Below are 12,429 nucleotides of genomic sequence, written 5' to 3' on the forward strand. Positions count from 1 at the left end.
TTGATGCGCTTTACCTGTCCTGATACGATGAGTCCCTTTGGAGCGGGTGGAATCAATGCTTACGCCTACTGTGTGGGAGATCCAATCAACTTAATTGATCCGACGGGACACTATGTCACTGGAGGCGTGTCTAGTATGGCCCTTGGTCGATATGGAGGAGCAACAGGGGGAATCATATTGGGATTGGTGGGAATTGTCACTTCTATTGCCACTTTTGGAGCTTCTGTGGCCGCCATGGGAGCGGTTGCTGCTAGTGTTGCTTTAACTCTTAGTTTAGCTGCAGAAGCAACGGGAATCGCGAGTCTTGCAATAGGAGATAAAGATCCAGAATTATCGGCGAATTTAGGTTGGGCTTCACTGGGATTGGGAATTGCGGGTAGTATAGGTGGCGCATATAAAAAGCCAGTAAAAGGATCATATAATTTGCCGAAGAACACGGATAAACTAGGTAATATTGCAGATAACCAAGTTCTTGGTTTTGAAAGTAAAGCAATGCTTTCCAATAATCAAAAAGTGTACATATTAGAAGCAAAAAAAAACTTGCATAATGATCAGGCAATAATTATGGGACATGGTGAAACTATAGTAGGTGATCACTTTACATCTACATCAACTGTTCATTTTTATGCAGATGTTGGTGAAGATCTTGTTACAAGCGATTTTTATAGATCTATAACAAATGCAAATGCTCCAATGATTTACCATACTTATTTACCGAATCAACCAATACCAAATATGAATATAGGTGGTTTTAGAATGTCGAATAATGAAGGATCTCTTTATTCTATGGATATGTCTAGGCTTTTAATAAAAAATATGATGGATTCTAATCTTAAAAAAGATTTATATTTATTAGAGTCGATGAATACTGTGACTCTTAGTCAGATGATGAGTAGTTTAGAACCAAATTATACGGATATATTTATTGCAGCTTGTCGTAGACCAGGAGTTGTTTAAATTTGTATTTTATCCTATTGTACATAGTGTGTATATTCAATTTTCTATAAGAATAGAAAAGTTTAGTGAAGAATAAAAAAAAGCGCATGGATTTGTTCCATGCACTTTTTTTTATCAACTAACCTTAACTATTTCTTTTATGAAATCAAATATTTATGAAGCAAATATCCTATTTCTTTGTGAATGATAAATTAAGACTAGGTTATGTTTATGTTGCTTTTTTACGACCTGATTTTTTTTCGTTTTATTCTTTTGTCAGAGTAGGACTACTCCTTAGCGAAAAAACAAATCTCAAGTTTATTTTCCAAAAAGATCCAAGATACTTTTTTTCTTTTCTGTCGTTTTTTCTGTTTTTTTCGTAGAATCGGTAGTGGTTTTCTTAGATGAGTTCGTAGAAGTTGTCGCTGTATTATCTTGTTTGCCGAAAACCTCTTTCAATAAGTTAGTTGAGCGAGAATTGTCTTCGTTTCCTCGAATTTTATTCTCTTCTACGGCAATCATTGTGAATACCCCATCCATTGTTTTTTCCGTTACATAATTGGTCAAATTCGGTTCAACAGGTGAAACTAAGGGCAGGCTGTTGTATTTGGTAAAAATACCTTCCCATACCTTAGTTGCTCCCACTTGAGATAAAGATTCCTCAATAATTGGAGCGAATTTACCCGCTAATTGTTTAGATGTCTTTTCTTTTAAGTATGTAGTCGCCGAGGATTGACCTCCTAATAGGATATTTTTTGCATCGTTAAACGTCAATTCTTTAATTGCTTGTACAAAGATAGGTGTAGCCTCTTTAACTGCGTCTTCTGCTGCTCTGTTTAATAGCTGTAATCCTTGATCTGCTACACTGCCCATCCCCATTGAGCGAAGTGTCTTATCTACCTTTTGTAATTCTTCGGGTAACATGATTTTTACCATTTCATTCTTAAAGAATCCATCGGGTTTTGCCAATTGACTTACTTGTTCTTGAATTCCCTTATCCAAAGCTTCTTTAAGCCCTTTTCCAATCTGATCTTGGGATAGATTTCCCAATACATTTCCCAATTTACTTTGTGCGTGAACCGTATATTGGGTTCCTAATACCCCTACCAATAAGCAGGCGCTAATTAAAATTCTTCTCATACCTTTTTAATTTGTTATTGAACTGATTTACTGTAAATTAGCTTTTGTCTCTTCTTTAATTGCTCGAAGTAAAATTTCCACTTTATTTTGGATTTTTACCGATTCATTCAACAAGAGGTTTTGATACAACATAGCTGAAGTTGCTTCTGGCAATTTAGCTGTTTGTTGAATCGTTGTGATAAGGGCGTTTTTGGTATGTACAACAATAGCCCATAGTTCGGGGGAAACATAGAGTTGTTGTGTTACATTGTATTCGTATTCTTGCTCCAAATGTTGGACCAACAAATGAGCATAAGCTTGAGCATCGGTGCTAAGAGGTTGAACCCTCAAAATTAATTTCTTTAAATCACTGCGTTCTGCATAGATAATCAATCGTTCACAGGCTTGTAATTTTAGCGCTTTGGTATCAATACCTGTTTCTTTATTTGAGAGCTGTGCGATGATGAAACGATCTCTTTGGGCTTGTTTTTCCAAGATCTTTTGAAAAAAGACATAAGCCAGTCCCGCTACGATAAACGCTGGGAGTACATACTGAAGTGAAGTAAGTAGAAAGTTGAGATTCATGTGAAATAAATTTCAACAAAAGTAAGAATTATTGCGAAAGATAAAAATGCTTTAATGACAACAAAACTTGCTATAAACTAATAGTAGTTGTAATTTTGGCTTTTTACGGTTTTAGACACTATGCAAAGTTATATTGATCAACTTAATGAAGCTCAAAGAGCACCTGTACTGCAGAAAGACGGTCCCATGATTGTGATTGCTGGAGCAGGTTCGGGAAAAACAAGAGTATTAACCTTGAGAATTGCTTATTTAATGCATCAAGGAGTGGATGCTTTTAATATTTTATCCTTAACTTTTACCAATAAAGCAGCGCGAGAAATGAAAAATCGCATCGCTCAGATTGTGGGAAGTAGTGAGGCTAAAAACCTTTGGATGGGAACGTTTCACTCAGTTTTCGCCCGCATATTGCGTTCCGAAGCAGATCATTTAGGGTATCCGAGTAACTTTTCTATTTACGATTCTCAAGATAGTCAGCGCTTAATTGGTCAAATTATCAAAGAGTTGCAATTAGATAAGGATATCTATAAACCCAAAGAAGTAGCGAGCCGTATTTCTACCTATAAGAATAACTTAGTTACAGTAAAGGCATATTTTAATGATGCCGAACTTCAAGAGGCAGATGCTATGAGTAAAAGACCGCGCATAGGGGAAATTTACGAGCATTATGTAGAACGTTGCTTTAAAGCGGGCGCGATGGATTTTGATGATTTGTTGTTGAAAACTAACGAATTATTAACTCGTTTTCCTGATGTGCTTGCTAAATACCAAGACCGATTCCGCTATATTTTAGTAGATGAGTATCAAGATACGAATAACTCTCAGTATCTAATTGTACGCGCTTTGTCAGATCGCTTTCAAAATATTTGTGTAGTAGGAGATGATGCCCAAAGTATTTACGCGTTCCGAGGAGCCAACATCAACAATATCTTAAACTTCCAAAAGGATTTTGACAATGTGCAAACCTATCGTTTGGAACAGAACTACCGCTCTTCTAAAAATATTGTAGAAGCTGCGAATACCATTATTGACAAGAATAAAGTCAAGCTAGAAAAAGTGGTTTGGACAGATAATGATTTTGGCCCCAAGATTAAAGTACACCGCTCACTAACGGATGGAGAAGAAGGACGTTTTGTAGCGTCAACTATTTTTGAAGAAAAAATGCAAAATCAAAAAAACAACAGTGATTTTGCTATTTTATACCGTACCAATGCACAATCACGTGCCATGGAGGATGCCTTGAGAAAAAGAGATATTCCCTACCGTATTTATGGGGGACTTTCTTTCTATCAACGCAAGGAAATTAAAGATGTATTGAGCTATTTGCGCTTGATTATCAATCCCAAAGATGAAGAAGCTTTGGTACGTGTAATTAATTACCCCGCTCGCGGAATTGGTGCAACTACACTAGATAAATTGACGATTGCCGCTAATCACTATAAGCGTTCAATCTTTGAAGTGATGAGTCATATTGATAAAATTGACTTGAAAATCACGGCAGGGACCAAGAATAAACTGACTGATTTTGTCAATATGGTCAAGGCTTTTCAAGCGTTGGAAGAAACCAAAGATGCCTATGAAATGGTGGAACACGTAGTGAAAAAGACGGGATTGGTACAAGAGCTACGCAAGGATACTACACCAGAGGGAATCACACGTATGGAAAATATTGAGGAGTTGCTCAATGGTATCAAAGATTTTATCGAAGGACAACGCGAAATTGACGGTGCTAGAGGTGCTTTATCTGAATTCTTAGAGGATGTGGCCTTGGCAACGGACTTAGATAAAGATACAGGAGATGATGATCGCGTGGCTTTGATGACGATTCACTTAGCTAAAGGGTTAGAGTTTCCTACAGTTTTCTGTGTGGGAATGGAAGAGGACTTGTTTCCAAGTGCGATGAGTAGTAGTACGCGAACAGAGTTAGAAGAGGAAAGAAGATTGTTTTATGTTGCCCTAACGCGTGCAGAACATCAAGCTTATTTGACTTATGCCCAATCGAGATACCGCTGGGGAAAACTTATCGACTGTGATCCATCTCGATTTATTCAAGAAATTGACGATCAATATCTTGAATTCTTGACGCCTGTAGAAACGAATTACCGTTATACACCCAAAATTGACGCTGATATCTTTGGCGATGTAGATAAAAGCAAATTGAGATTAGCAAAACCTGTCAATGGTACTCCGCCTGCTTATTTGAAAAACAATGAAGAACCCGTTTTAGATCGAAATATCCGAAAATTAAAACCTGTTAACTCAACTTCTACATCCAGTGGGAACGCAGATGCATCAAACAGTGGATTGGTCATTGGTCAACGCGTAATGCATGAGCGATTTGGACAGGGAGTTATCTTAAACCTTGAAGGAGTAGGGGCAGATCGCAAGGCGGAAATCAATTTCGATGTAGGGGGAATAAAAAAATTATTATTGCGATTTGCGAAGCTTCAAGTTTTAGCGTAAATTGTATAAAACAATAAAAACCAATACTATGGCACAGTTTGTAAAGATTTATCCAGAAAATCCAAATGAAAAAGAGATTAATAAGGTAGTGGATGTACTACGCGATGGAGGATTGATTATCTATCCAACTGATACCGTATATGGATTAGGTTGTGATATTACCAATACAAAAGCATTAGAGCGAATTGCTCGATTAAAAGGAATTAAATTAGATAAAGCGAACTTCTCTTTTATTTGCCATGATTTGAGTAATATCTCAGATTATATCAAGCAAATTGATACCGCTACATTTAAAATTCTCAAAAAAGCATTACCAGGTCCTTATACCTTTATTTTGCCTGGAAATAACAATCTTCCCAAAGAATTTAGAAAGAAAAAAACAGTGGGTATTCGCGTGCCGGACAATAATATTGCAAGAGAAATTGTGCGTAAACTCGGCAACCCTATCGTTTCCACTTCCATTTATGATGAAGATGAGATTTTAGAATATACAACAGATCCTGAATTGATTTTAGAGAAATGGAACAATACCGTAGATTTGATAATTGACGGGGGGTATGGTGATAATCAAGCATCTACCGTAATTGATTTGTCTGGATTTGAACCAGAAATCATCAGAGAAGGAAAAGGATCAATTGATATTTTCTAAATTATAGGAACAAAAATCAAATATTTTTTAAATTTAATAAAGTCAAATTCAAGAATAAATAGGACATATGTAGAATTAAATTAGGGAAATTAAAACCTAATTATTATTTTTGTATCTGTTTATTTTTAAAGCTAAACGTATTACACTATGAATTTACATGAATTTCAAGGTAAAGAAATATTAGCTAGCTACGGAGTTAGAGTACAACGTGGTTTAGTAGCTAACAACGCAGATGAAGCTGTTGAAAAAGCAAAACAACTTACAGAAGAAACTGGTACAAGTTGGTATGTAGTAAAAGCTCAAATCCATGCTGGGGGAAGAGGTAAAGGAGGAGGAGTAAAGTTAGCTAAGAACTTAGATGAAGTAAAAGAGCTAGCTGGAAAAATCATCGGAATGGACTTAATTACTCCACAAACTCCACCAGAGGGAAAAAGAGTAAATAGAGTATTAATCGCAGAAGATGTGTACTACCCAGGTGAAAGCGAAGTTAGCGAGTTCTACATGTCTGTATTATTAGACCGTGCTAAAGGTAGAAATATGATTATGTATTCTACTGAAGGTGGGATGGATATTGAAGAAGTTGCTGAGAAAACTCCACACTTAATCTTTAAAGAAGAAATCGATCCAGCTGTTGGATTGCAAGGTTTCCAAGCAAGAAGAATTGCATTCAACTTAGGTTTATCAGGAAATGCATTCAAAGAAATGGTTAAATTCGTTGACGCATTGTACAACGCTTACATGGGAAGTGATTCTTCTATGTTCGAAATTAACCCGGTATTAAAAACATCTGATGATAAAATTTTAGCTGTTGATGCTAAAGTAACAATCGATGACAACGCATTGTACAGACAAAAAGTATATGCTGAGTATAGAGATACAACAGAAGAGCGTCCAATCGAAGTTGAAGCTAAAGAAGCAGGATTAAACTATGTAGATTTAGATGGAACTGTTGGATGTATGGTTAACGGTGCTGGTTTAGCAATGGCTACGATGGACTTAATTAAATATGCAGGTTATGAACCGGCAAACTTCTTAGACGTAGGAGGAACAGCTGATGCTAAACGTGTTGAAATCGCGTTCCGTATCATCTTAAAAGATCCAAACGTAAAAGCTATCTTAATTAACATCTTCGGAGGAATCGTTCGTTGTGACCGTGTTGCTCAAGGGGTTGTAGATGCATACAAAAACATGGGAGACGATATTAAAGTGCCTATCATCGTTCGTTTACAAGGAACAAACGCTGAATTAGCAAAAGAATTAATCGACCAATCAGGTATGCCAATCTTATCAGCTGTAGCTTTCCAAGAAGCAGCAGATCAAGTGAAAGCAGCTTTATCATAAATGGTTAAGAGTGATGAGAAAAGAGTGAATTTTCTGATGAAAGAAATTTACATTCATTCATAAAAATTCTTACACTATCACAATACTATATAAAAAGCAGTAAACTTTCGTTTACTGCTTTTTTTGTTTTCAGTTATCGATAGATTTTCTTATTTAAGGACATTTGTTCTTCAATCGATCATCTGGCGAAAAAGCAATTGGCAAAAAAGCAATTTTTCCATCCATCGATATTTAATCATGCCATGGACCAATTGCCATTGGTCCCTACGTATCTCACCAAACAAACAAACAAACAAACAAACAACAAGCAGTCAAAAAAAAACCACCCCTACAAAGGAATGGTTTTTCTTCTATCGATAATTTACTGTCAACTGTTTACTGTTAACCGTTAACCCAATCTTACTTGTTTCTGAAAACTAACTCATCATTGAAAGAGTCAAGTAAAATCATACTTTCCGCTTTGACAGTACCTCCTAAGATTTCTTTCGATAATTTGTTTAGTACTTCTCGCTGAACGACTCTTTTTACAGGGCGTGCACCAAATTGTGGGTCAAATCCCTTGCGCGCTAAGAATTCTTTCGCTTCCTTCGTAGCTTCCAAGTGGATGTTTTGCTCATTTAGCATCTTCATAACTCCTTGCAATTGAATGTCTACAATTTGAAGGATGTTGTCTTGCGTCAATGGTGTAAACATGACCACTTCATCAATACGGTTTAAGAATTCTGGGCGAACGCTTTGTTTTAATACGTTCAGTACTTCTTCTTTTGCTTCTTCTGATGCTTGTTCAATATCGTTAATCTGTTCAAACTTTTCTTGGATAATGTGACTACCCATGTTAGACGTCATGATGATAATTGTATTTTTAAAGTCAGCCAAACGTCCTTTATTGTCAGTTAAACGTCCTTCATCCAATACTTGAAGAAGGATATTAAAGGTATCTGGATGCGCTTTTTCAATCTCATCTAAGAGTACTACTGAATACGGTTTTCTACGTACGGCTTCAGTCAATTGACCACCTTCGTCATAACCTACATATCCTGGAGGCGCTCCAACTAATCTGCTTACACTATGACGCTCAGAATACTCACTCATATCAATACGCGTCATTGCATTTTCATCGTCAAAGAGGTAAGTAGCTAATGCTTTAGCTAGCTCCGTTTTACCAACTCCAGTTGTTCCTAAGAACAAGAAGGAGCCAATCGGTTTCTTCGGATCTTGTAATCCAGCGCGACTTCTACGTACGGCGTCACTAATGGCTTCAATCGCTTCTTCTTGACCTACTACGCGTTTGTGTAGCTCGTCTTCTAAGTGCAAGAGTTTTTCTCTTTCACTTTGCAGCATTTTCGTTACAGGAACACCTGTCCATTTGGCAACTACTTCAGCAATATCATCACTGGTCACTTCCTCTTTAATTAAAGAATGCCCTTTTTGATTTTCCTCTAATTGAGCTTGCGCTTTTTCAAGTTCTTCTTGCGCTTGTTTGATTTTACCATAGCGCAACTCAGCAACTTTTCCATAATCTCCTTCGCGTTCTGCTTTTTCTGCTTCTAGTTTAAAGGTTTCGATCTCCTGTTTACAAGCCTGAACACGATCAACAACCTCTTTTTCCGATTGCCATTTGGTGAAAATTTCGTTTCGTTCTTCTTTTAAATTCGCTAATTCAAGCCCAAGAAGTTTTAATTTATCTTCGTCATTTTCGCGTTTAATCGCTTCAATTTCAATTTCTAATTGCATGATTCGACGATCTAAAACATCCAATTCCTCAGGTTTAGAGTTGATCTCCATGCGCAATTTAGCTGCAGCCTCGTCCATTAAATCAATCGCTTTATCTGGTAAGAAACGATTGGTAATATAGCGTTCAGATAAATTTACAGCTGCAATAATCGCCTCGTCTTTGATGCGTACTTTGTGGTGTGCTTCGTATTTTTCTTTAATACCACGCAAAATTGAAATCGCGCTTTCTGTATCTGGTTCGTCGACAATTACCTTTTGGAAACGGCGTTCGAGTGCTTTATCTTTTTCAAAATACTTTTGATATTCATCTAGGGTTGTTGCTCCAATAGAACGCAGCTCACCACGGGCTAGGGCTGGTTTTAAGATGTTAGCTGCATCCATAGCACCCTCACCACCACCAGCACCAACTAAGGTGTGAATCTCATCGATAAACAAGATAATTTGCCCTTCTGAAGTGGTTACTTCTTTTACTACCGACTTTAATCGCTCTTCAAATTCCCCTTTGTATTTGGCTCCCGCAATTAGCGCTCCCATGTCCAAAGAAAAGATTTGTTTGTCCTTTAGATTTTCCGGAACGTCTTGTTGTACAATACGATGGGCTAATCCCTCTGCAATTGCAGTTTTACCAACTCCAGGTTCTCCAATTAACATAGGGTTGTTTTTGGTGCGTCGACTCAAAATTTGCAACACACGTCGAATCTCTTCATCTCGACCAATAACCGGATCTAGTTTTCCTTCATAGGCCAATTTCGTTAGGTTGTTGGCGTATTTATTCAGTGAATTATAAGTTTCTTCCGCTGAAGCTGATGTTACACGAGCTCCATTGCGAATCTCTTGAATAGCCGCTTCCAATTGCTTTTCAGTCGCTCCTTGATCTTTCAACATTTGAGCTACTGTGCTTTTTGATTTGAAAATAGCTAATAGTAAATGCTCGATGGAAACATATTCATCTTTCATTTTGGTTGCAATAGCTTGAGCCTCTGTTAAAGCTGTAGCTGCATCTCTAGACAAGCCAATCTGTCCACCTTCTACTTTGGCAAAACGACTAATCGTTGCATCTAAAGCAGATTCAAAAGCAGATACATTGATGTTTAACTTCTTTAAAATAAATGGAGTAACGTTTTCGTCTACTTCCAAAATAGCTTTGAAGAGATGTTCGTTCTCTATTTGTTGTTGACCCAAACCTTGCACAATAACTTGTGCACGCTGTAGGGCCTCTTGTGATTTTATTGTAAAATTGTTCAAGTTCATTTTCTATTTTTTTTTGCGTTGTACTATACTTTTTACAAGATGTATTCCAATCTTAAATTTACGACTTTTTGTCCAAAATTATTTCTATATTTGTATGTAATGATGACAAAACGTCATTTATTGTAAGAAAATGATTCTTTTTAACTGAAAAAATGTCTTATGAATTGGATTGAATTAACAGAAACGTCAACTTTATCGGAGTTGGTTGCAAATACGTCAACTAAACCTTGTGTAATTTTTAAAAATAGTACCACTTGTTATATTAGCAAAATGGCCTTAAAAAATTTCGAACGCTCGTTTACGAATCCAACACAAGTAGACTGTTATATTGTGGATGTGAAAAAGGATCGCCTAGTTTCTTTAGATATTGCCGATCGATTTCAAGTACAACATGAGTCTCCTCAATTATTGATTGTGGCTGATGGCAAAGTGGTATTTCACACTTCACATGAGGGAATTGACGGTACTGAAACAGAAAAACTACTATTGAGATTATCCTAATAATACATAAAAAAAGTCTACATCAACGTGTAGACTTTTTTTGATACTTTGCTTATTAATTAGGAAACAACATTTTTATGAAAATAAGCAGTGGTGGGGACTTACTGTATCTCGTATATAAAAAGTAAATAACTCAAATCTAATAGGACTTTACAATATTTATTGGGTGAATCTCCTCAATCTTTGAGGGAATGTAACACACTAGCTGTTGGATATTTCTTGACGAATGTTACTTGTGGGGTATAGTTCCAAACAGTAGGCAATAAAGTACTCAACAAGAGCTGTATTCTTTTGTTTGGCATAGTAAGAAATGATGTATTTTAAATAAGCTTCATTCGGTTGAAAATCAAAGTGTAAGGATTTACTTAGCTTATCGTAAGTCGAGCGTACTAAGTCTGGATTTTGTTGAATTGTCTTGAAATTCAATGGATACTCCTCAAAAATATAACGCAACCCATCCAGGTTTCCTTTCATGGGAATGCTACCGTGATTTTCACCTTCGTATTGTTGAAAGCGATAATTTAAATTTTTTGAAATATGTTGAGTGAGATAGGTGTTAAATGATTGAATCGCACTGAAATGATCTTCTAAATGCCCTTTATTCTCGCTATTGCCAACTTGAGTTAGGAAGAGTTTTCGATGTAGAAAATCTTTATTTGGTTGAGCTTGATACGATTTTAGGATATAAGTATCATCCCACCAAATACTTGGGTCATGCACAATATAGGCTTGAAACATCGCAGTATAGTTCAATAAATTATTTAAAGCTGTAATCCCTCCAAAGGAATGTCCAATGAGAATAGCATAGTCGTTGGCTCTAAACGATTGATGCACAAATGGTTTTACTTCTTGTTCTAAGAATTGAAAAAAAGTGTCATTCCCACCAGATTCTCCTTTTATTTTCGCTTTTTGTTCCGCTGTCATGACCTTTTCATTACGCGTGGTGGGAGTTAAGTCTCTCGTGCGATTGGTATTGACAATACCTACGACTATCATCTCAGGAATAGCAGGATAAGGGTATTTGGACAGTTTTTCAATATAAGCCGTTAGATAATGGAAGTTACTTTCGCTATCCAAGAGGTAAATAACAGGATAGTATTGTGGTGTTAAACTACTATCAGTATAGGTGTTAGGTAGGTAGATTTGAATTTTTCGCTCTTCATTTAAAAGAGTAGAAGAAATGGTATACTCTTGACCAATAGTAATAGGAGTTTGCGCTGATAGAAAAGGGGTAGAGAGTAAAAAGATAAGTAGCCCTAAAAAACGCAGGAACGATAGTTTCATTCTTTTTTTAATTTGTTTTAAAAGGCAAAGATAATTGTTTATATTTATTCTAAATAAATAAAAATATAAATTCTAATCCAAACGATAGCGCATTGTTGTGTGCACAATTTCAAATTCTTGTTCGAGATAGAGTTGTAATGCTTTTGAATTTTGTTTTAGTACGAGTAGTTCAATATAGTCGACTTGTTTGAGTTTGGCCCAATCTTTTACCGCTTGAATAAGTTGTTTACCAATACCTCGATTGCGATAGGTTTCTTCTACATAAAGGTCTGCAAAGTTGAGATAACGATGAGGCACAAAGCACTCATAGGGAAGTGTTTGTTCAATAAAAAGTGAGGTCATGCCAATAATATGGTTTTGATCTAAGGCGAGAATGAACTCGCAATTATCATCTTCAATGGTTTCCTGTAAAAAGGATAGGTCAGGGAGATCTGCTTTGAAGGAATAGGGTTGGTGACGTTGTAAATCAGCAAATTGTTTTTGATACAACAGCTGAAGATCTTCTATATCTGCTAGAATTGCGGGACGAATAATCATTTTATTTATTTTGTTTAAATGTACAGTAAAAA

Annotated in this window: 10 protein-coding genes; 5 read left to right on the plus strand and 5 right to left on the minus strand. The window is 36.4% G+C overall.

The window, feature by feature from the left end; translation table 11 throughout:
* Positions 1-957: putative adhesin (locus HX004_RS05670; protein ID WP_286441371.1), on the plus strand; the 957-nt coding region annotated here is incomplete at its 5' end.
* A 297-nt stretch (positions 958-1,254) separates the two neighbouring features.
* Here HX004_RS05670 and HX004_RS05675 read toward each other — a convergent pair.
* Positions 1,255-2,076, minus strand: a complete 822-nt coding sequence (locus HX004_RS05675; protein ID WP_286441372.1) for a DUF4197 domain-containing protein — start codon at positions 2,074-2,076, stop codon at positions 1,255-1,257.
* Between the two features lie 27 nt (positions 2,077-2,103).
* A complete protein-coding gene (locus HX004_RS05680) occupies positions 2,104-2,640 on the minus strand; it encodes a DUF7935 family protein (RefSeq protein ID WP_286441373.1) in 537 nt (178 codons plus the stop codon).
* A gap of 120 nt (positions 2,641-2,760) precedes the next feature.
* Here HX004_RS05680 and HX004_RS05685 point away from each other — a divergent pair, with 120 nt between their 5' ends.
* The 3 genes from HX004_RS05685 to sucC all read left to right on the plus strand — a co-directional run bounded on the left by HX004_RS05685 (position 2,761) and on the right by sucC (position 7,090).
* Positions 2,761-5,100: an ATP-dependent helicase gene (locus HX004_RS05685; RefSeq protein WP_286441374.1), complete on the plus strand. Its 2,340-nt coding sequence runs from the start codon at positions 2,761-2,763 to the stop codon at positions 5,098-5,100.
* Between the two features lie 28 nt (positions 5,101-5,128).
* Positions 5,129-5,749, plus strand: a complete 621-nt coding sequence (locus HX004_RS05690; protein WP_286441375.1) for an L-threonylcarbamoyladenylate synthase — start codon at positions 5,129-5,131, stop codon at positions 5,747-5,749.
* Positions 5,750-5,896: 147 nt separating this feature from the next.
* Positions 5,897-7,090 carry an ADP-forming succinate--CoA ligase subunit beta gene (gene sucC, locus HX004_RS05695; protein ID WP_286441376.1) on the plus strand — a complete coding sequence of 398 codons (1,194 nt, stop codon included), beginning with the start codon at positions 5,897-5,899 and terminating at the stop codon, positions 7,088-7,090.
* A gap of 399 nt (positions 7,091-7,489) precedes the next feature.
* Here the strand turns inward: sucC and clpB are convergent, their stop codons facing one another.
* The gene (clpB, locus tag HX004_RS05700; RefSeq protein WP_286441377.1) at positions 7,490-10,075 is read right to left on the minus strand and encodes an ATP-dependent chaperone ClpB; all 2,586 of its coding nucleotides are present in this window, start codon (positions 10,073-10,075) and stop codon (positions 7,490-7,492) included.
* A gap of 159 nt (positions 10,076-10,234) precedes the next feature.
* Between clpB and ytxJ the strand changes: the two genes are divergently transcribed.
* Entirely contained in the window at positions 10,235-10,576 is a 342-nt protein-coding gene (gene ytxJ, locus HX004_RS05705; protein ID WP_286441378.1) for a bacillithiol system redox-active protein YtxJ, read from the plus strand.
* Positions 10,577-10,777: 201 nt separating this feature from the next.
* Here the strand turns inward: ytxJ and HX004_RS05710 are convergent, their stop codons facing one another.
* Both HX004_RS05710 and HX004_RS05715 read right to left on the minus strand, forming a co-directional pair.
* A complete protein-coding gene (locus HX004_RS05710; protein WP_286441379.1) occupies positions 10,778-11,860 on the minus strand; it encodes an alpha/beta hydrolase in 1,083 nt (360 codons plus the stop codon).
* Positions 11,861-11,932: 72 nt separating this feature from the next.
* The gene (locus tag HX004_RS05715; RefSeq protein WP_286441380.1) at positions 11,933-12,397 is read right to left on the minus strand and encodes a GNAT family N-acetyltransferase; all 465 of its coding nucleotides are present in this window, start codon (positions 12,395-12,397) and stop codon (positions 11,933-11,935) included.
* Positions 12,398-12,429 lie beyond the last annotated feature (32 nt).

Source organism: Myroides sp. 1354, from assembly GCF_030324495.1.
Lineage (GTDB): Bacteria > Bacteroidota > Bacteroidia > Flavobacteriales > Flavobacteriaceae > Flavobacterium.